This is a genomic window from Segetibacter sp. 3557_3, assembly GCF_004354985.1.
Classification (GTDB): domain Bacteria; phylum Bacteroidota; class Bacteroidia; order Chitinophagales; family Chitinophagaceae; genus Segetibacter.
The window spans coordinates 56,804-83,559 of sequence record NZ_SMSK01000023.1; the positions used below are offsets into that span (position 1 = coordinate 56,804).

General features: G+C 46.1%; 19 protein-coding genes. 10 read left to right on the forward strand and 9 right to left on the reverse strand.

Annotated features, from left to right (window positions below; all coding sequences use genetic code 11):
• Positions 1-158 precede the first annotated feature (158 nt).
• On the forward strand, positions 159-341 hold the full coding sequence (locus EXU57_RS22785; RefSeq protein ID WP_133270572.1) for a hypothetical protein: 183 nt from the start codon (positions 159-161) through the stop codon (positions 339-341).
• Positions 342-363: 22 nt separating this feature from the next.
• Here the strand turns inward: EXU57_RS22785 and EXU57_RS22790 are convergent, their stop codons facing one another.
• The 3 genes from EXU57_RS22790 to EXU57_RS22800 all read right to left on the reverse strand — a co-directional run bounded on the left by EXU57_RS22790 (position 364) and on the right by EXU57_RS22800 (position 3,856).
• Positions 364-924, reverse strand: coding sequence for an NUDIX hydrolase (locus tag EXU57_RS22790; protein WP_133270573.1), 561 nt, complete (start codon positions 922-924; stop codon positions 364-366).
• A 259-nt stretch (positions 925-1,183) separates the two neighbouring features.
• The gene (locus tag EXU57_RS22795) at positions 1,184-2,461 is read right to left on the reverse strand and encodes a glycoside hydrolase family 105 protein (RefSeq protein ID WP_133270574.1); all 1,278 of its coding nucleotides are present in this window, start codon (positions 2,459-2,461) and stop codon (positions 1,184-1,186) included.
• A gap of 303 nt (positions 2,462-2,764) precedes the next feature.
• A complete protein-coding gene (locus tag EXU57_RS22800) occupies positions 2,765-3,856 on the reverse strand; it encodes an amidohydrolase family protein (protein ID WP_133270575.1) in 1,092 nt (363 codons plus the stop codon).
• 348 nt (positions 3,857-4,204) lie between these two features.
• Between EXU57_RS22800 and EXU57_RS22805 the strand changes: the two genes are divergently transcribed.
• A complete protein-coding gene (locus EXU57_RS22805) occupies positions 4,205-5,287 on the forward strand; it encodes an acyloxyacyl hydrolase (RefSeq protein ID WP_133270576.1) in 1,083 nt (360 codons plus the stop codon).
• 147 nt (positions 5,288-5,434) lie between these two features.
• On the opposite strand, the gene EXU57_RS22810 is transcribed toward EXU57_RS22805, so the two are convergent.
• The gene (locus tag EXU57_RS22810) at positions 5,435-5,641 is read right to left on the reverse strand and encodes a YwbE family protein (protein WP_133270593.1); all 207 of its coding nucleotides are present in this window, start codon (positions 5,639-5,641) and stop codon (positions 5,435-5,437) included.
• A gap of 140 nt (positions 5,642-5,781) precedes the next feature.
• Here EXU57_RS22810 and EXU57_RS22815 point away from each other — a divergent pair, with 140 nt between their 5' ends.
• Both EXU57_RS22815 and EXU57_RS22820 read left to right on the forward strand, forming a co-directional pair.
• Entirely contained in the window at positions 5,782-6,777 is a 996-nt protein-coding gene (locus EXU57_RS22815; RefSeq protein WP_133270577.1) for a zinc metalloprotease, read from the forward strand.
• 172 nt (positions 6,778-6,949) lie between these two features.
• On the forward strand, positions 6,950-7,363 hold the full coding sequence (locus EXU57_RS22820; protein ID WP_133270578.1) for an NUDIX domain-containing protein: 414 nt from the start codon (positions 6,950-6,952) through the stop codon (positions 7,361-7,363).
• A 401-nt stretch (positions 7,364-7,764) separates the two neighbouring features.
• On the opposite strand, the gene EXU57_RS22825 is transcribed toward EXU57_RS22820, so the two are convergent.
• A complete protein-coding gene (locus EXU57_RS22825; RefSeq protein WP_165958251.1) occupies positions 7,765-9,474 on the reverse strand; it encodes a DUF2207 domain-containing protein in 1,710 nt (569 codons plus the stop codon).
• A gap of 10 nt (positions 9,475-9,484) precedes the next feature.
• Positions 9,485-10,042, reverse strand: a complete 558-nt coding sequence (locus EXU57_RS22830) for a LemA family protein (protein ID WP_207955583.1) — start codon at positions 10,040-10,042, stop codon at positions 9,485-9,487.
• Between the two features lie 253 nt (positions 10,043-10,295).
• On the opposite strand from EXU57_RS22830, the gene EXU57_RS22835 reads away from it, so the two are divergent.
• Complete coding sequence (locus tag EXU57_RS22835; RefSeq protein ID WP_133270580.1) at positions 10,296-10,601, forward strand: hypothetical protein; 306 nt, start codon at positions 10,296-10,298, stop codon at positions 10,599-10,601.
• Between the two features lie 311 nt (positions 10,602-10,912).
• Here the strand turns inward: EXU57_RS22835 and EXU57_RS22840 are convergent, their stop codons facing one another.
• Genes EXU57_RS22840 through EXU57_RS22850 form a run of 3 tightly spaced genes read right to left on the reverse strand, consistent with a single transcriptional unit; the run spans position 10,913 to position 15,210 of the window.
• Positions 10,913-12,061, reverse strand: coding sequence for a glycoside hydrolase family 26 protein (locus EXU57_RS22840; RefSeq protein ID WP_133270581.1), 1,149 nt, complete (start codon positions 12,059-12,061; stop codon positions 10,913-10,915).
• A 10-nt stretch (positions 12,062-12,071) separates the two neighbouring features.
• Positions 12,072-13,715, reverse strand: a complete 1,644-nt coding sequence (locus EXU57_RS22845) for a glycosyltransferase (RefSeq protein WP_133270582.1) — start codon at positions 13,713-13,715, stop codon at positions 12,072-12,074.
• Positions 13,699-15,210: a tetratricopeptide repeat protein gene (locus tag EXU57_RS22850; protein WP_133270583.1), complete on the reverse strand. Its 1,512-nt coding sequence runs from the start codon at positions 15,208-15,210 to the stop codon at positions 13,699-13,701. The genes EXU57_RS22845 and EXU57_RS22850 overlap by 17 nt, the downstream gene beginning before the upstream one ends.
• A 480-nt stretch (positions 15,211-15,690) precedes the next feature.
• On the opposite strand from EXU57_RS22850, the gene EXU57_RS22855 reads away from it, so the two are divergent.
• The 5 genes from EXU57_RS22855 (at position 15,691) to EXU57_RS22875 (ending at position 26,379) form a co-directional block, all read left to right on the forward strand.
• On the forward strand, positions 15,691-16,563 hold the full coding sequence (locus EXU57_RS22855; RefSeq protein ID WP_133270584.1) for a DUF1080 domain-containing protein: 873 nt from the start codon (positions 15,691-15,693) through the stop codon (positions 16,561-16,563).
• 968 nt (positions 16,564-17,531) lie between these two features.
• Positions 17,532-22,925: a cadherin domain-containing protein gene (locus EXU57_RS22860; RefSeq protein WP_133270585.1), complete on the forward strand. Its 5,394-nt coding sequence runs from the start codon at positions 17,532-17,534 to the stop codon at positions 22,923-22,925.
• Between the two features lie 559 nt (positions 22,926-23,484).
• Positions 23,485-23,988, forward strand: coding sequence for a GNAT family N-acetyltransferase (locus tag EXU57_RS22865; RefSeq protein ID WP_133270586.1), 504 nt, complete (start codon positions 23,485-23,487; stop codon positions 23,986-23,988).
• 174 nt (positions 23,989-24,162) lie between these two features.
• Positions 24,163-24,684, forward strand: a complete 522-nt coding sequence (locus tag EXU57_RS22870; protein WP_133270587.1) for a hypothetical protein — start codon at positions 24,163-24,165, stop codon at positions 24,682-24,684.
• A 42-nt stretch (positions 24,685-24,726) separates the two neighbouring features.
• Positions 24,727-26,379: an amidase gene (locus EXU57_RS22875; RefSeq protein WP_207955584.1), complete on the forward strand. Its 1,653-nt coding sequence runs from the start codon at positions 24,727-24,729 to the stop codon at positions 26,377-26,379.
• The last annotated feature ends 377 nt before the right edge of the window (positions 26,380-26,756 follow it).

A 26,756-nucleotide genomic window follows, 5' to 3' on the forward strand; every position in this document is an offset into this window, starting at 1 on the left:
ATGTTGATTAACTTATTGGAAACGACACCTTTGAGTCGGTAGTTATTACCCCGGAGCTAAAGCAATAACTACGCCATTGCTACCGGTATGAAGCATTTAAAGTGGGATGATGGGCAAGCATGGTTTTTGAACTTACAGATTAACAAAACCATATCAATATGAGTAATCCCAACGAACAAAATAACCAGCCAAACCCTGAAGAAGGTGTTTCCGAAGATGATCCGGTTGAAGCCGGTAAAAAAGCCATCGAGGCAGCCAGGGCAACAGCAGGTTCCGGCACTACCGGCGACAAAGCTGAAGAAGAAAAGGCCGATGCGGAAAAGTGGCGAAACGAAGGATAGCTTCCTGCATCGGTATGATGCCTTACCCCATTGACTTGATCTTACGGGCAACTTTACCGAACATGGGATCGATCTCGAGATCAGGAAGGCTTATCCATTTAGCAGCCGTAGACTCTTCGATATCGATATTAACTGCAGCAGGACCACGATAAGTATACAAGAAAGCAATATCGTGGTGTATGTGCGCGGGTTCACCTTTTTTCTTGTTTTCAGGAATGGGATGACTATCGATGTCGAAGATGTTTTCGCTTTCCAGCATTAGTTCCGTTCCGGGTATTCCGGTTTCTTCAGAAGCTTCGCGCTGTGCACCTGCAAGGATCGATTCATCGGATAGTTCTACATGACCCCCGGGCTGAAGCCAGCGATCCAGGAATTTATGTTTCAACAATAGCATGGCAGTCCGGCTTGAATTCAGGATGTAAGCGCTGGCGGTGATATGGCCGGTGAAGTTGGTGCGTAGGTACAAGTCGTCTCCATCGAATGTGTTAACAAATTCGAGGAGTGCGGAGGCCCTTTGCACCTGGTCGGGATAAGACACCAGGTAATCTGACAAAAGGCTTTGTAATTGTAGTTTGTTCTGCATGGCGCAAAGATGCCGCAGACCTTCCTATTCCAGGCTAAAAGCCATTAAATACTTTACCGGTTAGTTCGAGACTTGTAATTCGGAGTGATGAAGGATTATGTTGGAGGTTGTATGTTGAACTTTGTATGTGTAACGAGATATGAGACAGCGTACAGGTATTGGGGTATTGAGTATGTGATGGAATTTGACCGGCTGATTGGTTCACTACGGAAATGCTTAGTTTTTTGCCGGCGCAAGAACGCGAGGAACAGGAGCCTATTTACTTTTTTGTGTTGACCTTGTTTTTATTGATCCAATCCATTTCGATGCAAGCCTGGATAAAGGGGCCGATGGCTTTCAGGTCATCGTCTCTCTTTGGTTCGTTTACGTAGTAATCGTATGTGCCATCCCGATATGGAACACCACCAAGACCGGCACCTGCAACCGCACGCATATAATGGTAGGTACCCTTACTGTCCTGCTCAACAAATTCTTTGATCATGCCGTTGTAAGCTTTCTGTATTGCCGGCAAAAACGAGTTGCTGATATAATTCATCCGTAAAGCTTTTGCCAATCCAAATACAAACATCGCCGTTGAAGAAGACTCAAGGTAATTGCCTTGCTGGCCTGCCTTATCGGTTACCTGCCACCAGACTCCTGTTTTTTGATCCTGCACCTGTACAATGGCTTTCGACAAGCGATTAAGAATAGCAACCAGTTCATTTCTTCTCGAATGTGTTTTTGGAACAAGGTCCAATACATCTACAAGCGCCATCATATACCAACCCATTGCACGACTCCAGAATTCGGGCGACCTGCCGGTTTGGGGATTGGCCCAGCCCTGGAGTTTGCTTTCGTCCCAGCCATGATACAGCAGGCCTGTTTTAGAATCACGGCTGTACTTTTCCATCCATACGAATTGATTGATGATGTCGTTAAAGTCTTCGGGTTGGTTGTTTCGTACGGCATACTCTGCATAAAAGGGTTCGACCATGTAAATTCCGTCGAGCCACATTTGCGAAGGGTACTTTAGCTTGTGCCAAAATCCACCCGCCCGGTTACGGGGTTGCCATGATACCTGGTTGCGCAGCAAGGTGGCGGCCTTTCTATACTTTTCGTGCTTGTAGTTATCGTACAGATAAAAAAGTTGTCTGCCGGGTGGAATATTATCGCTGTTGTATTCTTCGATGTTGTAGGTTTTAATGCTGCCATCGTCATTGATAAAGTGATCGATAATGTGTTTGGTATATTCGAGGTACACTTTATCGTTGGTTAGCTTACCCAGCCGTTCGAAGCCGATGAGTACAACGCCAATTTCATAGTTCCAGTTTGCCGGCCGGTTCTCCTGTGCCTCGGCTACGGTTTGACCGGGTTGAATGAGTTTATCCTGCTCTAGGTGACTGGCATATTTCTTAACCACCATAGAGTCTTTGTACGTTTGCATTATCGTAGCAGCCATGCTTCGAGCAAGATCAACCTGAGCGGATGCAACACATGAACTCAGCAGGAAAGCAAAAGAAATAAATAACCTTTTTCCGGGGTAGGTATTGACAGTCATATGGCTATATCTGGAGGTAATTACTGATACTCAAATATCGTATTTTGGTGGCTAAGCACTGCTTCTTGTTTGCCCCGAGAGGTTTAGGTTGCATGTTTTAAGCTGCCATGCCCGATGCCGTACAAGCGAGCGTGGCAAGTAAAGCCAGGCAACCAACAACTGCCCGTCCCATAAAAAAAATAAGTATGCAGGACACTGTACCCCAACCCAGTGGGAACCCGGGTATTCCGACAAGCTTACGCGTTGTCTTGTTGACATTGTTGGTAAAAACCAGGGTAGCGTTGCTTTCAGGGAAGCGTGTTGCTACTTCGGAAACAATGCGCTATCCACCATTGGCAACAGCCGTAAGGCGTTTTTATAGTAGATCTTTTTCAGGATATCATCCGGCAATCCCATGCCATACATAGCCCAGAATGCATGGTATTTCTTGTGGTATGGGAAGTATTCGTCTTTTGTTTCGAGCACCCTGAAGTAGGTATTGTATTCCTCGGGAACCCAGCTGTCTTTACCAAATAAGATCCGGTCCTGGTATTTGGTGAAAAACTGGTTTGCGGCAATCGGCTGCCTGCCGATTTCGGCGATGACTGCACCAAATTCGACGTAGGTATTTTTAAATTCGTCCATCAGTTTGCTTAGTCTTCGCAGGTCGTTTGCATACCAACCAAAGTGTGCATTGATGAAGGTGGTGCCAGGGTGTTTTTTAAACATGCGGTGTTGCTCATCAATCAGTTGCTGCCATGGTGCCGGATCGGTGTTGCTTCTCTTGCGACCGGGCCGGGTGACCAGCTCAAGCCAGCGTTCATTGGTACTGTCCAATGGTTCCCAAAATTGTTTGGGATCGGCCGTGTGTATAAGAACGGGGATTTTTAACTCGCCGGCTTTTTTCCAGATGGGATCGAGGCGTACATCGTCGACCGGAACCCTTTTACCCTGGTTATCTTTAACCGAAATGCCAAGTGTCTTAAATATTTTTAGTCCGGCCGCACCATTTTTTACGTCTTGGTCTAATTGTGCTGCCGCTTTTTGAGACCAATCGGGCTGGCCAATGCCATCGAAGTTGATGTTTGCAAATACCAGGAAGCGGTTAGCAGCGGTAGATTTAATATTAGCAACAGATTGTTTCAGCCGGTCACCATTCGAGCCACTCAGGTTGATCATAACAATCATGTTCAAGGTGTCCATAACCTTGGTTAAGCCATTCAAAACCTGAGGCGACATATTGTTCTGGTGATTGTGAATATCGATGAATGGAAACTTTGCCTTAGTGAGAACATGTTGCGGAACAACCAGTGATGAGGGAGGATTATATGTTTCGAAATCAATATTACTTTTCACCTGGGCCCCGGCGATCATTGCTACCAGTACACCTGCAATTGCTAACGGTCCTTTTATCATGAAGCGCTTTTACCCGCAAACTACTGCATCTGTAAAATTGTACCGCAAAAACTAAGGCTGAATCCTCATCAACATATACCGGGCAGGTTAAACAAGCGACTACGAGACCCTTTTAATGCTTGCTCCAACAATCATAATGCGGTTTATATTCCATTGCGCAGTCTTTATATTCTTATAACTTGGTACACCATCCAGATGGTACCGCTACACAACACAGGCTGGGCTGAAACTGTTAACCAAAGAAGCTTACTATGATAAAGGAACAACACGCAAAAGCCTTCTGCCGACTGGAATGTTGGTTAGCGGCAGGAACATAGGGTAGCTCTCATAATAAACCAGCAATTAAGTATGCGCTTTTTGTTTTGTATCGTTAACCTGTTAGCTTTTGTGTTGCATGGCTTTGCGCAGGCGGGCGCAAGCCGGAACAGTGTGCAGGCGCGCTTGCACTATGGGTTTATTCTGGCGCATACCGAGGCTGTTCAAAATACATCTGGTGCACGGCCGATCGGACTTGAAGTGGAACTCACCAAACAAAAAACCGACACCGCCACCTGGAACCTTTGCCGTTGTTATCCCATAAAGGGTTGGAACCTTTCTTATGTTGACTTCGACAGTAAGATATTGGGGAGTGCCGCAACACTTGGCTACTTTATTCAGCCATCATACCGGCTTGGCCTTAAGAGCCAGTTCAGTTTGAAAGGTGGGGTAGGATTAAGTTATTTAAGTAATCCCTGGCACCCGCAAACAAATCCCAGCAATCAAAGCTACAGTACACGGGTAAGTGGGTTTTTGCAGTTTGGACTTGCCGGCGGCATACAGGTAGCACCGAAATGGTTGTTGCAGGCCGGGTTGCATTACCAGCACGTTTCCAACGGGGGCTTTAAGGAGCCAAATAAGGGTATCAACTGGCCGACCGCAAGCATCGGTGTTGCGTCATTCAAAACTCCGTATGGTCTTCCGGCATATAACCGGCGTATAAAGCGAGACTTCCGGGGTGAGAAGCCATATGTAGAGGCAGGCCTGTTCTTTTCCGCAAAGCAAGGCACCAAACCCAACGGAACAAGTCCCCGTACCCCACTCGCAGGGGCCATTGTGCAGGTGGAGAAACAGGTCAGTTCAACAGATGCCCTTAACGCGGGTATCGAAGTTTATTATGACAACGCTTTAAACCAGCGGCTTAAGTCAGATAGCTTAACGGCCTCTGCGGTGCGTGGGGGAATATTGGCGGGGCATAATTTCCTGCTCGGCAGGTTCTTCTTCGGCCAGCAATTGGGTGTATACCTTTATAACCAAACCCCTTACTATAACCGCTTATACCACCGGTGGACGCTACGGTATCTACTTCGCGAAAATCTTTCTGCCGGCATTGGCTTAAAGGTACACCGGCATATTGCCGACTTTATCGACCTAAGGGTGATGTATCGACTCTAAATGAGTGATCACGGCAGCTACACTGCTTCACTAAAACCAACACGACACTACGATCCAAGGGGCCGACAACCTTCCAACAAAAACTGTAAGACGCATATTCACCGTAGCGAATGATAATAAATCGATTTGGATGAAAACAGGTCTCGATTAGGGCTCCGGCTCTTCGAGGATCTCCTGGACACGCCCGATCTGGCCGTCTTCCAGACGTACTTTGATGCCCCGGTGATGTTTTGGAGCGCTGGTAAGTAAATCTTTTACAACACCTTCCGTGAGTGTGCCACTTCGCTGATCCTTTTTCAGGATGATGTTTACCAGCATGCCCGGTTTGATGTTGGCCCTTAAGGTTCCGTCCATGTTTTCAAATTGATCCGGCAATATAGGATGGTTGAATCGAATAACAGGTGAATTTGAATAGCCTGTTGTAATTAGAATAACATGGGTTTACACCTTGACGCATATGTTAAAATGTGTTAAATTGAATAAAAAAGCATTACATGAGAAAATTTTCAACTCCCCTGATCGGGCTGATTTTTCTTGCAGTATCCTGTAGTAAGCAAGACGCAAAAACAACCCTTGAACAACAACAGCCGCAAGAAACAATTGCTGCTTTGCCGGAACGCAGGTGTGCTTCACAAGAAGTTCTTGAGCAGCAGCTCGCTACCGACCCTTCGTTAAGAAAACGCATGGCCGACATTGAAGCTCATACACAGAAGGTGGTAAAGAACCGGGGTAATCTCCGGGCAGCTGGTGGAAGAATTGAAATCCCGGTAATTGTGCACGTGGTTTACAACACTGCTGCAGAAAACATCAGCGACCAGCAGGTAAACTCCCAGATCGCCGTGCTCAATGAAGATTTTAATAACCGTAATGCCGACCGGGTAACGGTTCCTGTAGAGTTCCAGGATGAACAAACCAGTGTTGGGGTACAATTTGTGTTAGACCGCATCATCCGGGTTCAAACAAGCAAAAAGAGGTTTAGCTATTATGCTGATGATGTGAAAAAGGCCACTACTGGTGGCAGCAACCCGGTTGAGCCCACCAGGTACCTGAATATGTGGGCGTGTAACCTTGGACAAAACCTGCTTGGATATGCGCAATTTCCCGGTGGAGCTCCTGAGACAGATGGTGTGGTTGTATTGTATTCGGCCTTTGGCAGCCAATCGAAGACAAGCGGAAGTTATATTGCTAACTATAACCTTGGCAGAACGGCCACGCATGAAGTTGGGCATTGGCTAAACCTCCGGCACATTTGGGGAGACGCGACCTGTGGCAACGACCTTGTTGACGACACTCCGCAACACAATACCTCGAATGGCGGATGTCCTTCGTACCCACACCTGAGCACCTGTGCCGGCAATCCTGTGGAAATGACGATGAATTATATGGACTATACCTACGACGGATGCATGAATATGTTTTCTAACGGGCAGCGTGACAGGATGCTCGCAACCTTTACTTCAGGCGGCCCAAGGGCTGCCTATGCTAAATGATGAACATCGGCTATTTGAGCGCCGCCCGGAGAACCCAGGCGGCGCTTCGCTTTGTAAGATTAGGATTCAACCATTGGTAAGACAAACCCAGGAAGAACTTACAGGGATAATCCGGTTTACAGAATAGTCTTCGAATGGTCGACCTTTCCCCGAAAGGAATTAAGCGTTACTTATGGCTCCAAATCGAATACATTTTAAAAACCTACCTACCCATGCCGGTGGTGTGGTTTACCGGGAAATTGATGGCAGAAAAGAATACCTGGTGGTCACCGCCAGAAGGTTCAGGTTTATCTGGGTGTTACCGAAGGGTCATATTAAACGGACTGAACCTGATGAACGTGCGGCGCTACGGGAGGTGCAGGAGGAGTCTGGTGTTATTGCCGCTATTGAGCGTAAGCTCGGAAATGCCACCAGGAGGCGATGGAACTTTGAACGGCAGGTTGTTGCTTTCTTCCTGATGCGGTTTATTGATGTAGCCAATGACAACGGAGAAAACAGGAGGGTCGCCTGGTTGCCTTTGCAAAAGGCCATCCGGAAACTTTGGTATGCGGATCAAAAAGCAATACTGGAAAAAGTTGAAATGTGACAGGTATGTGCTAAAGGGTCAGGCAATAGCTCGGATCAAGATCAAAATCAGGGGTAATTCTTTGTAGGTAAAAAGTGTTTACTGGTCCCAATTAATTTTAAGATTATGCCTAATTTAGTAAGGACGGGTTATGCAGCCTGCGTTGTAGTACCCCTGTATCACCCTTAATTTTAGATGCGTGCGGCACAGAAATCAAAATTTAATCAGGAAGAAAATTATACTTGTCGACAAAGAAGGAGTGCTAAAAGCAAAACGATCGCCCATGCACCCACGGGTATTATTTACCCAGCAATTCGGGTTAGTGATAGCCGTTTGGATAGCTTTTTTAATATTCATAGCTATTTACACCGGCGCAATCAGGTTTTAAGCAGGGGAAGCCTTACCTGAATTCAGCTACCCGGTTACCAACTGCTGCCGCCTCCACCTCCCGATCCGCCCCCGGACGATCCACCTCCACCAAAACTACCTCCACTACTGCCGCTACTTGATGGTGAGCTGGTGAAAGTACTTGACATTGCTGTCATAGAACTATTCAGGTTCGACATAAATGAACCTGCATGATAAGAGCTGTAGTTGCCGGAGTACCATGATGGTGGAGGGATGTTTATGCCTTCCAGTTTGTCTTTCCATTTATCGGCAAGGTTGAATACAATCGCATATGGCAGCACCTTATCAAAGTAATGTTCATCCTGTTTCAGGAATTCTGCAAGCCTGTCCTTTTCAACGGACTTGATAAATTCCCTAAACCCTGCCAGTTGCTGATAGGCAAGGGTTCCCTTTTTTGTTTTCTTGGCCATAAACAAGCCGAAAACAATCATGATAACGGCACTGGCAAATAGTGCAACGGGTAAACCTATCATCGGCCAGATTGCTTCTGTAGCCATCAGGAAGGCAAAAACTCCCGTTATGATACCCAAGATGACAAATAGTACTGCAAATCCCCTCGAGTACTTTTCGTAGTATTCACCCTTATCCACTTCGCTTCGTAGCTCACTGGAAGCAGTAGCCATGGTTTTATACAACACATTTTTAAGGCTCGATAGTGGCACCTGATCGCCTTTCGCGAATATTCCATTGAACAGGGTTTTTTCAAACTGCATACGATCTGCAGGCAAATCCTTCAACTTTATAAACGTGTATTCCTTTAGCGAGTAGAGGCCGAACAATTTGGACTCATTCGACTCAACAACTTTCAGGTAGCCACCCGCACCCCAGTAGGGCACCAATGCGGTGAGGTCGCGTGAATGGAGATTGGTGTCTATAAGGTAGCCGGCAATACCCGGACACATGTTTTCGGGCGGATAATATTCAACCTGTACAGTAACGGGTTCGTCTTTTCCTTTCCTGAGCCAAAGCCGGTACATCCCGATGAATACCAACACCGGCAGGATCAGCCAGGCCAACTGACCAATCCAGTATTGCTTTTGCACGATGTAGTTCAGTGGCATCTTCACACCTATCGTAACCCCCTCCATCGGAGCCAGCGGCTTAAGTGTTTTTCCACTAAAAACCTGGTTATTCTGCCAGCCCGAAACGGTATTGTTTTCGGTTGAGCCTTCCTGCCCTGTTGCCACAAATGAAAACGGTTTGGCGGGTAGTGGCTCGTACAGCTTCACTGAGAAGTCAACCTGCTTTATCGTGGTGTTCCATTTGTTACCCACGATGTTGAAATACAGCTCAGCATGATCAGAAAATAGGTTGATTGAATTCAGGATCCGGTAATGAACAGCGTATCGCTGTTTGCCGAAAACCAGCTTATCTTCTGCGCCAATCTGGATGACTTTATAGTATCCCTCATTTCTAACGGTGAATGGATGCTGTTCTACATCGATGTTTTCAATCATCGTGTAGCGATTACCACCGGCTTTTTGTTGAATAGCAGCCTGCTCACTTCCTGACGGTAGTGGTTTGATTTCGTATTTATAGGGGATAAACCTGAGTATACCATGACGTTGCTCAGTAAAGTTGACGTCAATCGTTTCATCAATGTCAAGCGAACCATCCTTATTTACATGTACATCAACTTTATAGTAGCTGATTGTAAAAGCCTCCTGGGCATAGCTGTTTGCTACGGCAAAAAACAGGAGGGTAGCAAATACAAATTTTATCACCAGATGGAATTTAAAACTTGACGGCTACGTTTTGTGCCTCCTGAACATTTTCGAGTTCAAAGAATTCTCTTTGTTTGAACCCGCCAACATTTGCAACAAGGTTACCCGGGAATTGCCGGATAGCGGTATTGTAATCCCTCACTGTTGCATTGTAGTACCGGCGCGAATTGCCAAGGTCCCCTTCGATATTTTGAAGCGCCTGCTGCAATTCAAGGAAGTTTTCATTGGCCTTAAGGTCGGGGTAGCTTTCTGCAATGGCGAGTAGCCCGCGTAAGGCGCCACCCAGTTCCTGGTTGGCTTGTGCCGAAGCTTGTACATTGTTGGGATTAACCGCAAGGGCAGTATTTCGCGCCCGGATAACATTCTCAAGGGTAGTACTTTCATGAAGCGCGTACCCTTTTACGGTGCTTACAAGATTTGGTATCAGATCAAAGCGCTTCTTTAGAAAAACATTGATGTCACTCCAGCTGTTATCAATCTTAACCTGTGCCTTAACCAGCCCGTTGTACATCGCGACTACCCAGATGATTAATAGAAGGATAATACCAATGATAATGTATATCGCCATGATTGTAGTTTGTTTGCGGTAAAGTAGAAAACCTTTCGCTTAAAATCAAGCACTTAGGCACATTCTGATCGAAAACCAGTGAAAGAGGGGTTTTTAGCATAACTGCCCGGCCATTAACCTGTTTAAGCTAGCCATGAACCGGCGCGGCATTGTTTTAGTATAACGTGGTGAGGTTGACACGCAACCAAGTTCATCAATAAATCATCTTGTACAGAACTAAACAACGGATTAGTAACTCATAAAGACCAAAACAGTGAATTTAGAATTTACCTACGAGGCAGAAATGGAGATCATCAAATTCCTTTACCAATTTAAAGACGACAACAAGTTCTACCGGTTGGAAGATCAAACTTCTTTTAGCCGAACAGCAGATGAAAAGTACAGTACCATCTACAAGCTGCGCGACAAGGCTTTGATTGCAACGGATCGGGAAGTGTTTCATACCAGCACAAGTTCTTCGGCTTTCCTGAACGACCTGGACCAAATTAAGGCAAGGATACTTCCAAAAGGGATTGTGGCAGTAGAGTCGTTACTGCAACAGGAACCTGAACTTCAATAAGACTACCGGTTTGTTTGTGCCTTGGAGGGATGGAGACCATAATACATTAGCCCGGTTTTAAAATGGGTGGGGTTACGGTACAACATGCAACGGGCTGCAGGTGTTTGTGCCGGGATCCAGATGGTAATTTGCAATTGGCTTAAGTGTAATACCAGGACAACCGGCTATTAACACACCGGGCAGCCTACTTCTAACAGGCATCTTACGATTATAATATATACTGCGAGATAGAAAAGCCAGCGCCAGGACTAAAGGAAGAAGCATTGGTTGGAAGCAGCCATAGCCGGGTTACGCATTAGAGTATCCCTGATCTACTTCTTCCATTTGTTGAACGTTTGCTTTATTGCTGTCACAACTTCTCTATCGTTTATAAACGACCAATCGAGTGTTTTATACGAGGTCGTATTATCATTATCAGCGTGGTAAAATACTACGGCGCGAACAGAAGGGAACTTTTTTGGTAAAGCATTTAGTCCCTCTTTGTACCACAATGCCCTACTTCCCCCAACCTGGAGCGATCCAAATTCCGATAGGATTATCGGCTTCTGAAAGGGCGCTAGATCGGCATAACAACCGTGTATAATTTCATCCATTGACCACCATCTGCTCCAGGGAGCAATGGTGCCATAGTTCAAAGCAGTCATTCCAATCCAATCAACGTAGTCGTTGCCAGGATAGAAATCTTTATACGTTACATAAGCCGGGTGCGGCGACCACACCCAAATGGCATTGGTTGCGCCAACGCTTTTGAAAACATCAACAACATGTTTCCATGCTGCAATATAGTCGGCAGGTTTATTGTTTTGTGGGCCCCATGGATAGCGGTACGGATCATTCATTTCGTGACCAAAACGAAGAAAAAACGGTGCACTCAACTTTTTGGCATCGAGTGCCCATTTAACTATATAAGCGTCAAACTTCCCCTGTGCAATGGCTTTAAGTCCGCCTTTATTCTTGTCTGCACTTTTCACCGACCCGGAAGCGCTTACAGCAACAAAATCATCCAGCCAAGGCTCCCAGGTGATCATTGGCACTGAACCCAGGTCCACAATTGCCTGTGTTCTAAGCAACGGAAATACCTGGTCATTTTTGCTGCCCCATGCCGTGTAAATAGAAATGATGGGGAACCGGGTATGCAGTGAATCTTCCAGGGAAACAATGTCTTCATATGACTCAACGGTATTGGGGTCATAAGCACCTAAATAAATCGAGTCTGGCCAATTCATTAGTACAGGATGCCCCCAGTATCGCATGAACCAACTAAGTGATGCTGCCCTGCTTTGACGGGGATTATGTATAACCTTCTTTTCAAAGCGTGCTATGCCCGTACTTAAGAAGTTGCCCATATCCTCTAGCGGACCTTTGCTTTTATCACCTGCAAGAACAAAAAGCAAAAATATGAGGGTACCCAGGCCTACGGGTATGATCAACAGCATAACCCTAAACAGTATCTTTTTCATGTGCAATTAGTTATTCGATGCCGGAAATACCGGGATAGATGTTTGTTGAGGGAATATTACCAGCGGTGGTCGTTATTTTCTTTAGATCTATACCGGCCCAGGGCTCCTCTGCCTTAAGGGTTCTGGATTGGTGTGCAGCGTACAAACCACCTAATGACATTATAAACGCAATGAATGCGAAAACAACCATTCCCCAGATTTCACCACTTGTTAATTCCAGCCTTGCCTCGTGGGTATAAAAAACACGTTTTAAACCCACGAATATCAGGGTCGATACGAAGATGGCCAGGTGAATAAGGAGCGGCCGGGCAAATGGCGTAAAGCCTTTTACGGCCTGCTTGGCGGTAGGGATATAAGGGATTTTTCCATTCCAGAAGGAAATCAAAAATCCGACAAAGAACACCGGCCAGCAGGCAAACTTTAAAAACATACCGCGCCAGTGAAGTCCACGTTCGTGGGCCGGGTGGCAGAGCCACTGCTGTACAAACAGATAGATGGTCATTGCCGTAAGAGCAACAGGGAGCCAGTTAACGACAAACTGCATAAAACTCATGTTCGCAGGTAGCCAGCCAAACCAAATAAAGAGGTATGGAAACAAGAGAAATAATAAGGTAGTTACCCCGGAGAAGTAATACGTACCTATACTGGAATAAGATACTTTTTGCCAGAAGGTTAGCTTCCCCCACAGTCGCGGCAGCTCGGCAAATAAAACCTCATGTACACCGCGTGACCATTTAAGCTGTTGCTTACAAAAGGAACCCAGATCCTCTGGTACCAAACCCCTGCTGACAATAATCGGCGCATATACCGATTTCCAGCCTTCCGAATGAATACGGATAGCGGTTACGAGGTCCTCAGCGAGCCCTATGCCATGTCCACCGATCGAGTCGAGGGCCTTTCTGCGAAACGTACAGTTAGCGCCAATGGCCACTGCGCTGTTAATCCCGTGCATACCCATTTGGGTGGGTCCGTAAAAACCATAGGTTTGTTCAGCAGCAGCTGCTGCGGTAAACGACCGGAACTGGTTATAATACGCCTGGGCTACTTGTACGTAACCAACTTTCTCATCCCCGAAGTACCCGAGCACCTCATCGAGGAAGTTTGGAAAAGGAATATGATCCGGATCGAGCACCAATACAAAATCTTCTGTCGTTAACCGGAGCGCTGCATTGATCTTGCCGGCTTTTGCGCCGGGTAAGCCGGTAAGGTTCAGCCATACGGCGCCATATTGCTCGGCCACTTCTTTAAAGCGTGGATCACAGGTATCGTCAAGCAGATAAGTTGTATGTGGATAGGTAATGTTCGCACACGCTGCTAACGTTTTTTCAAACATGCTTAAAGGCTCTCCCGGAGAACTGGTGGTGAATATGGCAACCTGTAAACCCTCGGGTGCAGGAGGGGTCACAGGCACCTTGATAAGCAGGTAGGATATCCAAAGGATCACCATCCGGAGAACTCCCCACCAGAAAATAATGGACAACAAGATGAACAGTGGAAGTGAAACAACGTGTTCCTGGCGAAACCACCAGTCAAACAAATGTGCAACAGATATACCGCCCGCCACCATCAGGGTTGCAAGTATTACTTTTTGGAACCGGTGAGCTCCTGGTGCACGTCTGTAACACCAAAGATTACGGTCAGGCTTTCTTATCATGAACAAAAAGGTACTTAAGTTGTAACAAACCCTCCTGTCTTTTAAAAAACAGTAGGCTCCGGTAAGTATAAACTGCTGTTGTAGAGAGCCGGTTAGAAAGCTTTACGCTAACATCGGAAAGTACCTCCACAGGCGTATATTTCAGGCTGTATGAGGTTTTATTTACAAACAGCGCATTGGAAGGGCTTTTATCTAAATACAGGTATGGATTATCCGCCCGGGCCGAAAACCCAAAACTGCCCCGGCACGACAAGGTTACTGTACCGGATACTTTAGACTTAACAAGAATCAACCAGGAATTAGAAACCTGGTTCATGGGAGTAAAGTAGGGATTATACGTTCCAGGCAACTGGCTGTAAAGAGGATACTTCACCCGAATAACATTCAGCGGTTCGTTTGACTCATATTTACTCGTTTGGGCGTCGGCATAATTGAAACCATAACCCGTTTTGATATTGATGATTTCCTTTGACACTATTGGTGCAAGCAACCAGAAGTAAGCAGTTTGGATATGGTTGTCATCCACGAATGACTGACGTTCATATTCGGCCTTACCAAGCCATCGTTCTGATTTATTGTACCGGAATGCTATGCTTTGAACAAGCGGAACTACCGCTGTTTTTACACTTGCGATCGTATACTGGTAAGGCCTTTTCTCAAGCAATACATCTGCTGTAAACTTGTTGGAGATTTTTTGGGAAGCAGCTACTTTGCCGGCGAACTTCAGATCACTTTTATTGGTTTGAAAAACGCCTCCTACAAGGGACAATGAAAATTTTCCGAGGGTAAACTGGTTGCCTGCCTGTACAATCGACGACCCGGAAATATTCCCGGAAACATCAAAACGATTGATTGTAAACTTAAGCGAAGGGTAGAAAAACCTGGATGAGTAGCGGGCAAATTCTACATGTGTAGCAAATGCATTGATAGGTTGATCATCGCTGAGCAACTGAAAATGGGTATTCAGGTAGGGCGTAGTTTGGTTGCTGATTTCCTGAAGAATACCAATGCTCTCTTTATTCCCGGGATACCAGGACAACATACGAAGCGACCGGTCTTTTGCCTGTGACAACCTGCCTTTCCAAAGGTCAATATAGGAAACCAAAATATTGGCTTCCGCATTCATGCTGTCGGCTGACAGGTAATCCTGTAGGAATAACTGAGCTTTGTGGAGGTTGTTGGTTTCAAAAAGGAGACGTCCAAAATCAAGCTTAAGAATATTGGTTTTTGGGAAGGCTGCCAGGGCAGTTTCAAATACCTGGGCAGAACGAGTGAAGTCCTTCATCCAATAAAGGACCTGGGCATGTAACCGGAGACTATGTATTTCGGTGTTTGATGCTGTATAAAGGGTCAACAAACGATCGGCTTCCCTAAAGTCTTTTTGAAAAGCCTTCGTCCGGGCTATTTCTACAGTATCATAAATATTCGTTTCCTGGGCATTTGAATTGCTCAAAACGGCTGATAGAATGATCAGCGATAACAATCTTCTTCTCATGTGTATGGCAAGCACCAGGTGCTTTAGCGGTTTAAGCTATTGCAATACTATCGCTTTCTACCTTAGGATAGAGTCATCCCTGTATTGTGCAACTCGAAATGAAGCGGCTCCAAACGAGTATGCGAAAACAATTACTAACAACTGTATGCTACAGAATGATCGCTAACGTGGACACAGGAGACTGATTCATTGACGTTTATGAAAGATCGTAGCGGACGCTTTTTTGAGACTCAATGATAGGGTCGTAAATCATATTCCCTTAAAAATGAACCCTTTGTAAAGTTTTATTTAATGTGATTTAATGATAAATAAGGATATAAACTTCAGGAGTACTCAATCCTAACATTTTTATTCAGTTCTGCAGGGCTTGGTGACGAATTCGAAGAGTCGAAGTCAACAGGAACAAACATCCTTGCCTTGTTCAATATTGCCATAATTTGGAACTCATTTGCAGTAGCTCTCAATATCAAAACAACAAAAATGAACAACCCGGCACTAAGGACTTCCGCATTCCTAATCATCCTTCTCGTTTTTGTGGTCGCAAATCTTGCATCCGCTCAAACGAAGGCAACGAAACGAGAATGGATCTCTCTTTTTAACGGCAGGGATACAAAAGATTGGATCGTCAAAATTAATCACCATGCTGTCGGCAAAGATCCCGCGAAAACCTTCCGTGTAGAAAATGGAGTTATTAAGGTTCGTTACGACCAGTATGGCAAATTCAACGACCAGTTTGGTCACCTTTATTTTAAACAACCTTTTTCGTACTACCACCTGGTCGTTGAGTACCGCATTACCGGCGAGTGGAAGAAGGACGCTCCCGAATACACATACAGGAATAGCGGGGTAATGTTCCACTCACAGGACCCGAAAACAATGCCTGTTGACCAGGACTGGCCAATATCTGTCGAATGCCAGTTTCTCGCAAGTTTGGGCGATGGTAAAGCACGACCTACCGGTAATATGTGCTCACCGGGCACAAACGTGGTTTACAAAGGAAAAATTGATCCGCGCCATTGTATTGAGTCCAGCTCAAAAACATATGCACACAATGAGTGGGTAAGAGCCGAACTTATCGTATTGGGGGACTCGTTGATTACCCACATTATCAACGGGGATACTGTACTGCAATATGCTAAACCTCAGATCGGGGGTGGGGTGGTTTCGGGATATGACCCTAAAATCAAGCAGGACGGAAAGCTGCTTAGCGAAGGCTTTATCGCTTTGCAGAGCGAAGGCCAGCCTGTTGATTTTAGGAAGGTGGAACTGCTTAATCTTGAAGGCTGTATGGATCCAAAATCAAGGAACTTCAAATCATATTATATCAAATCTGATCCCAAAAAGTGCAGGTAGCATCAAATTCCCACGTGCAGCAGCAATAGTTTTAAAAGCATCTTAATTTTCCCCGCAAACATTTACTGTTCTCAATTAATTGGTGATTTACCTGAGTCAATTAGGAACATTAATTACAAATTATTTTGCTGCAGTAAATCAAGTTAAACAATTCTTGCAGCTACAAATTTGAAGGTTGAGGTGAGTGTTCAAGGCGGGCTTAAGCCATTGTGCAATAGGTGTACCCGTAATCTGAGACAGTAAAAGCGCACAAGGCTGCAGGTATAGCGATCTGCAATAAATCTTCCGGCCGGTAACCGTATTTAGTCTTAATAAAAGGAATTAATTCTGGATTGAATTTACGCCTGGTTAGAAAGATTTTTATGGACCCGGCTACAAGATAACTATGAGACATCCTTGCGTCGCACTCTTGTACATTTGGATATTACCCGGCAAATGATTTTGAACGAACGCTTTGTTCATATACAAGTTTAAGGTGTACCTCGCAGCAACCAAATATTTTCAACAGTTAGGAGTCAACGTCGTTATAGTCAGGCCTGGCTGGTTTGATTAGTCCAATAAGGGTTTACCGTACAAGCTTGCCCGGCTGAAGCCGTTTGGACGGGAGTGCGACCCACCAACAGAACGAAGGCAGGGCGCCTGTGCGACTGGCGCAGCCGGGCGGGCAACGATTTACAATTGCAATTCCGTAGCCCGGCTCAAAAAGAAATTACTGAAAAAAACAAATTGAATAGGATTTAAGAATTATTTATTGATAATGTCGTAATTTTTTTCCACGCAAAAATTAGCTCCTTGAAAAAGCGCAGGGATTCATAATTCAAATCGTTAAACGAATTTTAATTATAGAGGAAGCTTATATACAGTAGTTTTATGCTCCCCATTATTGAATAGCCTGGAATTACTTGCCCTGCGTAACACGGAAATGTTACCTACATCCTACGATTTACCCGTACCCTTAAACCCCAATTATGAATCTTTCTGCCTATGCTGGAAAGCACAAGCACCTGTTATCACGTAAGCGCAAATGGATATTAATTTTTCTATTAGCTTCTTTTCATTGTTTTAGTTCCGGTGTATACAGTCAGGGTCATCCTGCCATCGACGACGAATTTGTTGGTCCCTTTCCAAGTTGGATAAATGTAAAGACACAATTTGGCGCTGTTGGAGATGGGGTTGCTGATGAAACTGCGGTACTGCAAGCCGCTTTCGATGCAGTTGGTAATTCAACCAGCACAGCGAGCGTTGTTTATCTTCCGCCCGGAACATACCGTATCACCGCCACGCTACGGATGGACTTTAAAACAAGCGTTAGCCTGATCGGAGCAGATCCAGCAACAACAAAAATAAAGTGGGCCGGTCCGGCCGGAGGAACCATGTTATCGGTAAGCGGAACGTCGTACTCGCGATTTAACCGTATTACCTGGGATGGTGCGGGCCGTGATACCGCGCTTAATGCTATCGACCAATCTTACGATGGATCAAACGGTTATTTTGATACGGGAAATGAATATGCCGATAATGTGTTTACCGATGTTAGTCATGGTATCAGGGGTGGGTTCTTAGGTCATGGTTTTGCCGAAACGGCAATTATGCGCTGTAAGTTTATTCGCAACAAAATTGCGGGCGTTTCGCTGGGCAACTTCAATGCGCTTGATGCCTGGATATGGCACTGCTCATTCCAGGATTGCAACATCGGGGTAACTAACTTCTATGGTGCGGGTAACTTTGACGTGTACAATTGCGTGTTTAAAAACTCTGCCTATTACGATATTGTAATGACCAACACGGGGAGGTTTTCGGTTAGGGATAATACTTCCATTGGTTCAGAAGGGTTCTTTGCGGCAAACTTTACCAGGAACCCCGCACTGATAACCCTTCAATCAAACACCATCCTCGACTCCCGCAGGGATGCTACCATCTATCTGGGCAATCATGGCCCGGTTGCACTGATTGACAATGTAGTCCGCTCAAGGGTTAATGCTGCCGCGCCCATCGTATGGGTAAACCAACACGAAACCGAAAATGACCTCTTCTGCACCGGCAATACTTTTACGGTAAGTAATCCTGTTCAATCCGCATCACGGATGATTATTGAAGAAAAGTCTGTTGCAAGCCGTGAGCTACTTGGCGGACTGAAGGAGCAAGTACTACCGGGCACCCAACCCAACCTCAACAGGCAGGTGTTTGAAGTGCCACCAGGCTCCGATGCAGCAGCCATCCAGGCAATTATCAACCAGGCGAACACGTTTAGCGGAAACCGTCCGGTGGTTCACTTTCCACATGGCACTTACTATATCAATACAACCCTTAATATTCCAAAGGGGTCCGATATCCAGCTGGTCGGTGATGGTCACGGCGACACCTACCGTACAGAATTGCAATGGGTAGGAACTACTGCCGGGCCGGTGATTGACATAGTCGGAGTTTCGAAAGCAACCCTCCGTGATTTTACGGTGAATGGAAACAACTTGGCAACCAACATTCGCATGAGCGATATCGACCAGGAAGGCTCGCGCGTATTTATGCACGAAACGGAGGCAAATGTTAACCAGACAAACCTGTTGGTAGATGGATTGGATAATACGTTGGTTTTAGCGATAAATTCCCGCTTTTCAAGAAGTACCGGCAAGTCGATTGACGTTGTTGGGGGACCGTTTGCTGCGGCTGGCACCCCTCTGAAAGGCAGAACAATCTTACAGGGTGGATTGGAGTTCGACAACAATCCAAGCCAAAAGATAACCAACGGAGGCAATTTGTTACTAAGGGATGTATGGTATGAGTCAAATATTCACACCCCCTATCTACACCTCACGGGTTCGGGCACATTTGCCATAGAAAACTCCCGTATTGCTTCACTCCGGGGAAGGGCACCGGTTATTGATATTTCGAATTTTGCCGGTAAAGCAACCTTCCTGAATGCCCATATTGAAGATAGAATTTCAATCAACGGCAATGGTGCGCAAACAAAGTTCCTTGGCCTGGGCACCGTATCATATGGTCAGACTTATATAGAAAATACTACCTCACCTGCAGGAGATATCCGGAGTTACAATTCCAGATCTGTTGTAAATGCGGACGCCGGAACCGGGAGCAAAGAAATGGCCAATATCGGCCAGGTAGACGTGAAATTTATTAGTTCAATGTTGGAACCCGGACGGAACGTTCACTCAGAGGTGCTTGCTCCATTGCCGGCAGGAGTCACCGATGTGCGATTATACCGGGTATGGACCCATTTTGGTGTAAAAGGTATTGACCTTCAACGATCGTCGGGTGTAGATCCACAGGCGAATACTTTGCTGTCGAACCTAACCGTGAGCACTGGTACACTTTCCCCAAACTTTGCTTCCGCAACAACCACCTATTCGGTTGCAGTAGCAAATAGCATCGCTTCAATTAGGGTTACAGCTACTGCAGCTTACCCTGTTCCAACAACCATTCTGATCAACGACACCATCGAAACCAGTGGAACTGCTTCGCGGCCAATAATGCTGTCTCCTGGTGAAAACAAGATTACCGTAGTAATCAATGGGCCAGGCTTAAAAACCTCAACATATACCATAACCGTAGTAAAAGCCGTCAACAAAGAACCTATTCTTAACAAGCAAACATTTGCTATCAATGAAAACACAGCGAATGATGTGTTGGTAGGTGCCATCGCAGCTTCAGACGATGACCCGGACCAAACCCTCATTTACACGATTACAGCTGGCAACACCGGCAGTGCCTTTGTTGTTTCCGGAAATGAATTAAGGGTTGCTGCTTCCGCATTGCTCGATTTCGAAACCAATCCTGTATTTACACTAACCGTGCAGGTAACCGATAACGGAGCACCATCCAAAAGCATTTCGGCAAACGTAATCGTCAACCTGAATGATTTAAACGACAATCCTCCCGTAATCATCTCCAATGGCGGTGGATCGACGGCAGCAGTTTCTTTACCCGAAAACAGTACGACGGTTACAACGGTAAAAGCCAGCGACGCTGATGCGGGCGCAAAGGTCGTTTATAGCTTGTCGGGTCCTGATGCTTCTAGATTTACGATTGATCCCCAAACGGGGGAACTGGCGTTCAAAACTGCACCTGACTTTGAAAGCCCGCTTGATGCAGGCGCAAATAACGTTTACGAGGTTACGGTTGTTGCAAACGACGGATTGAATATGGATCAACAGCTTTTCACCATTACCGTTCTTGATGTATTTGAGGCTCCTGCAAACCGGCCACCTGTAATTACCTCGGGTGGAGGTAGCGCAACGTTGAACATCTCATTAGCCGAAAACATTCTGGCTGTAACGACCATCGTGGCAACCGATCCCGATGCAGGTGCAGTTATTTCTTACACCAGGTCCGGCACAGATGCGGGAAGATTTACATTAAATGCCTCCACAGGTGTGCTGGCTTTCGCCACTGTACCCAACTTTGAAAAACCGGAAGATGCTGGCCTCGACAACGTGTATAACCTTGTTGTGATCGCCAGCGACGGAAAAGGAGGCACGGATGAGCAAGCCATCACCGTAACAATAACAGACAGTAAGGAACCCCCGGTTATTAAGTCGAACGGTGGTAGTGCTTCTGCAACGATATTGGTTGCTGAAAATACAACTGCGGTTACCACAGTTATGGCAGTTGATGAGGATGCAAATGCGGTAGTTACCTATCGCAAAGCAGGGGGCGCAGATGCAGCGAAGTTTAACCTTGACCCATCCAGTGGCGTATTAACATTTATTCTTCCGCCTGATTTTGAGAAGCCTGCAGACATTGGGGCCGACAACATTTATAATGTAGTGGTACGGGCCAGTGATGAAACTGGTGCAATCGACGATCAGGCGATCACCATTACCATCACCAATATCAACGAAAATCCGGTAATTGGTTCCAATGGTGGAGGCGCTAATGCTAGCCTGTCAATCGCCGAAAACACGGTTGCACTCACTACGGTTACAGCAACTGATGTTGACGCGGGTTCAAAAATTACCTACAGCAAATCTGCAGGGGATGACCAGGATAAATTTACTATTGACGGTACAACAGGGTTGCTCAAGTTTACCATAGCTCCCGACTTCGATCAGCCTTCCGATGTTGGCGGCAACAACGTTTACGAGGTTGTTGTACGCGCAACCGACCAATTGGGCTTATGGGATGATCAAAAAATATCGGTAGGCGTGTCAAACATCAACGAGCCCCCCGTTATCACCTCTGACCTTGGGGGTAATACCGCCCTTGTTAAGGTAAACGAAAATACTACGGCTGTCACTACAGCAATCGCAGTTGACCCGGATGCCGGAAGTAAAATTGTTTACAGCCTGAAAAATGCGGGAGACGCATCAAAGTTTACGTTAAATGTTAATACGGGATTGCTCGTGTTTAAAACCGCGCCGGATTACGAAAAGCCTGCTGACGTCGAGAAGGATAACAATTACGAAGTAACGGTCCGGGCAACCGACGGATCCTTTACTGATGAGCAATTGATAACAGTGGCTATCATGAATGTAAATGATAATGCACCGGTGATAACCTCTAATGGCGGCGGCGGCTCAGCCGTCATCAGGATGTCGGGGAACTTAACTACAGTAACAACAGTAACCGCTACAGATGAGGACGCTGGTACGATGCTTACCTTCACGAAAGCTGGCGGGGATAACGCTGACAAGTTTAAGTTTGATCCGTTTACGGGCGTGTTGGAGTTTATAAAGGCACCGAACGCCGGAAATCACCAGGGTAATGGCAATAATGTATACCGCGTGTTGGTACGGGTAAGTGACGGGCCGAAAAATGCTGAACAGGCACTCACCATTATCGTCACCGATGCACCCGGCCAGGCAATAAATCATCCACCTGTTATTGTATCGTCAGGTGGGAGCGCAACTGCAACTTTGTTGGTCCCTGAAAATGGTGTATTGGTAACCACCGTTTTGGCTACGGACCCTGATGACGATGCAATCATTACGTATGCTAAAGCAGGAGGCGCCGACGCATCGAAGTTCAATATTGACCCAGCTACCGGCGTACTCACCTTTATTGCTGCTCCGGACTTTGAGAACCCGGCCGACAATAACCGCGACAATGTATACGAGGTTAACATCAAAGCAAGTGACGGTCTTGATGGGGTTGATCACCAATCCCTGATGATTAAAGTGACTGATGTAAATGAGGCCATTCTAAAAACACACGTTTCTCCATACGTTTACCAAAAACCCGGCTACCCGGCCAATATTTCCATGGCAGCAGATCAGCAGGCCTTGGCTTTTGCCAGGTACCCTTTTCAAGCAACCAAGCAAACCGGGGATGTTTATGCATCCGTTCCTGGTCGTTTACATCTCCTTAGCCCATCTAACAATATGACTAAAGCTAATAGGTACAGGTAATTTGTTTTTCGTAACAGACGCTGCGAAATGAGATGACGATCTAAAAAGTTGGGCTGTTTGTTGGATTACCAATCGATGTCGTTTAATTAAGTTGCTTGTCACTTAACCAGCTCAATAAAGCTATGCAGTACAAGCGTGCGACTCACCAATAAATGGGGACACAGCGCCGGTCCGACTGCGCAGCTGGCGGGCAACAATGTTCGATAGCAATCCAGGCGATGGTTCCAAAAAATTCCTTAACTAAACGACATTGGCTTACCGATTATCGTTTAAGTAAGCAGCGGTATGTACTGATCTGCGTGGTGTTCCTATGCAGTACAAAGCTGCGCATAGAATAATCCCGACGGGAGCGAAATCCGTCAAATATTCTCGGTCCGACCGCCTCAGCCGGGCAGACCGATGTTTAATAACGATACGCAGCCGGTTCTGAAAAAAATTGCTTAGAAAAACAATTGCATATTGACTAAATTCAAAATACCTATCCTCCGCATCCATCACTATTTTCGCCTTTGAATCTGCAATCCGCAAATTCGTAATCCGCAATCCGCTAATCCAAACGATGTCTGACGAGGTAACCATTCGCAAATGGCGCAAAGAAGATGCAGCGGCACTTGCGGTCGTGGCCAACAACAAAAAAATATGGCTAAATGTCCGCGACAGGTTTCCGTATCCATACAGCATCACCAATGCTGTTGAATGGATTGCCTTTGCCTTAAAATATTCGCCTGCGCAAAATCTAGCCATCACTTACAAAGGTCACGTGGCAGGAAGCGTAGGCGTGCTTGTAAAGGAAGATGTATACCGGAAGAGCATCGAGATCGGCTACTTTATCGGCGAAGCATATTGGGGTAAAGGTGTTGCTACCAAAGCCGTGCAATTGCTGCTTGAATACATTTCCGTGCACTTCCAGGTTATTCGCATTTATGCCGAAGTGTTTGAGCATAACCGAGCATCAATGCGGGTACTCGAAAAAAATGGCTTTACGCTGGAAAGCATCCGCAAGAAATCGGTGGTAAAAAACCAGGTACTGATGGATGACTATGTTTGGGTTAAACTTGTTTAAGGCTAGAGCACGGCCAGTCTACGATCGAACATCCGGATCTTCAGGCTCCAATTACAGCGCTTGCCGCGGCCATCCATCTTCATCAGGGTAGACTAGATGTTTCATCAATAAACGGTCAGCCTCTGCTAATTTGCGGTTCTGAACAAAAATCTTATGACCGGCTTAACTTAGCAGATGCAATCTTTTCAACCCTATATCGTGTCGGAAGATAGCGCATCCAGGCTGCACCTCGTTGAACCGACGTGGAGACAACGCGTATACTTTATCATTTTCCGGGTAGTGCCATTGTTTTTCCTTTTGCAATTGATCCTACTGGCCGTTGCCTCACGTGATGAGCCGGAAATTCCACCTGCAGTTATCATCGGGGTAATATCAATTACGATTATTCCGGTAGCACTACTGCTCAGCAGGAGCTATGTTGCCGAAGTAGACATTTCGCCAACTTCCATTGGAATTACCAGGAAGTACTGCTTTGGCAAGCGAACCTTTGAACATCTTATTACCGATATAAAAGAAATCCGGTGTCGCAAACGGGTGGGAAAAGGTGGCGGATTATTCTACCAGCTCGCACTCAAAAACAATAGCACACCAACCAAAATGCTGAGTATCCCCACACTGTTTATGAGTGATGCCAAACGAAGCAACATCAACGAAACCCTTCAAAAGATCACGGGCTTGCGGGTCGTGAATTCATAAAACAATCCTATCTTCTGCGCTACGCTCAAAAATTCTTTTTCTATGATGAAAGCAGTTTTATTATCAACATTTTTTTTCTCCTGCTGTCTTTTTGCTGTTTCGCAGGATACCATCTCCCGTGCAGACATCATTACGGCAGGCAGGGTTGTAGGGCTTACCTTCAAAGAGTCAGAAGCCGACTCGATGCTCCGGGATGTTCGAACCAATCGTAACGATTACAACAATCTCCGCAAATACCCGCTTAATAATAGCACTCCCATCACCCTTGCGCATAGCCCGTTATTACCTGGTATGAAGTTCGGGAGCCGTCAACTTCCGGTAGCCTGGGCCATACCGGCAAATGTTTCTGTTCCTGCAAACAAAAACGGGCTTGCTTTTTATTCTGTACTGCAACTCGCTTCACTCATCAAAAGCAAAAAAATAAGTTCTGTTGAGCTAACCCGGTTCTTTCTTGACCGTTTGCATAAGTACGCCGACACCCTGGAATGTGTAATATCGTACACCCAGGATATTGCAATGGAACAGGCACGCCAGGCCGACAAAGAGATTGCAGCCGGAAAATACAGGGGCCCGCTCCACGGCATTCCTTATGGATTAAAAGACCTGTTTTCGGTAAAGGGTACCAAAACAACCTGGGGTGCCGAGCCTTATAAAAATCAGGTGCTTGATGAAGATGCATTTGTTTACAGCCAGCTTAAAAAGGCCGGGGCTGTTCTCGTGGCCAAGTTTACGCTTGGGGCGCTTGCTATGGGGGACTACTGGTATGGTGGCCGCACCAAAACTCCATGGGATCTAACCCGTGGTTCCAGTGGTTCTTCGGCGGGTTCTGCCGCTGCAACGGTAGCGGGGCTGGTGCCCTTTGCTATTGGCACAGAAACCTGGGGTTCAATCATTTCACCTTCCACCGCCTGCGGCGCTACAGGGTTACGTCCCACATTTGGTAGCATTAGCCGGTCAGGTGCAATGGCGCTTAGCTGGAGCCTCGATAAGATCGGTCCCATTTGTCGCAATGCCGAAGATGCCGCAATCGTGTTTAATTATATTCATGGCACCGATAGCCTCGACGCCAGTGCCGTTAACCGGCCTTTTAACTACAGTGGTAAGGCAGACTGGAAGAAGTTGAAGATCGGGTATGCCAAAAACTATTTCGACAAGATCACGGATACAAGTTCACCCGACCTGAAGGTGCTGGAAGTTTATCGTAAACTCGGGGCTAACCTTCAGCCCGTTGTTTTTCCCGATAGTGCAGTGTATAATATGGACATTATGGGAATAGTTATTGGCGGCGAAAGCGCCGCACTCTTCGATGAGTTTACCCGAACAGAAGTGGACGATATGATGACCCGCCAAACCCGTTCTGACTGGCCAAATTCGTTTCGCATATCAAGATTGATACCTGCCGTAGAATACCTGAACGCAAACCGGCACCGTTACCTGTTGATGAAAGCGGTTCACCAGTTGTTCAAAGATTATGATGTGATAATTTGTCCGACATGGGGCGGCAACCAGTCTGCAATTACCAATTTAACGGGCCACCCTGCTGTTTGTTTTCCTACGGGTTTCAACCGCATCAAGCTGCCAACCAGTATCACCCTGCTGGGCAAATTGTATGGCGATGCAGCAATCCTTTCGGCAGCAAAGGCCTACCAGGATGCGACCAGTTGGGATGAAATGCATCCTGAATTATTCAGGTAAAGCCGATTACGAATTCCTGATTAGCGGATTGCGTATTCGAGAAAACCGCGGAGAACGGGAGAGGCAGAGGTTACGCAGAGGGATAAACAGATTTTGCCGAATTGCGCATCAGAGATTGGTTGATTGCGAATGTGGATTTATGAGAACCGCACGACCAGAGTTTGCGCTGACAGAGATCGCCGTATATAGGGACTAAGAAATCTGTGTTGTTTAACTTAGGAATTTTTTGGCGCCAGCTGAATGATCTTTATTGGACATCGTTGTGTCCTTTAGATTTGTATTGATATGTCGTCAGACATATTAATACTATTATTACTATTTTCTTTTTTGCTACTTTTTTCTTTTAACAATCCACAATTTTGTGTGGATAACCAACC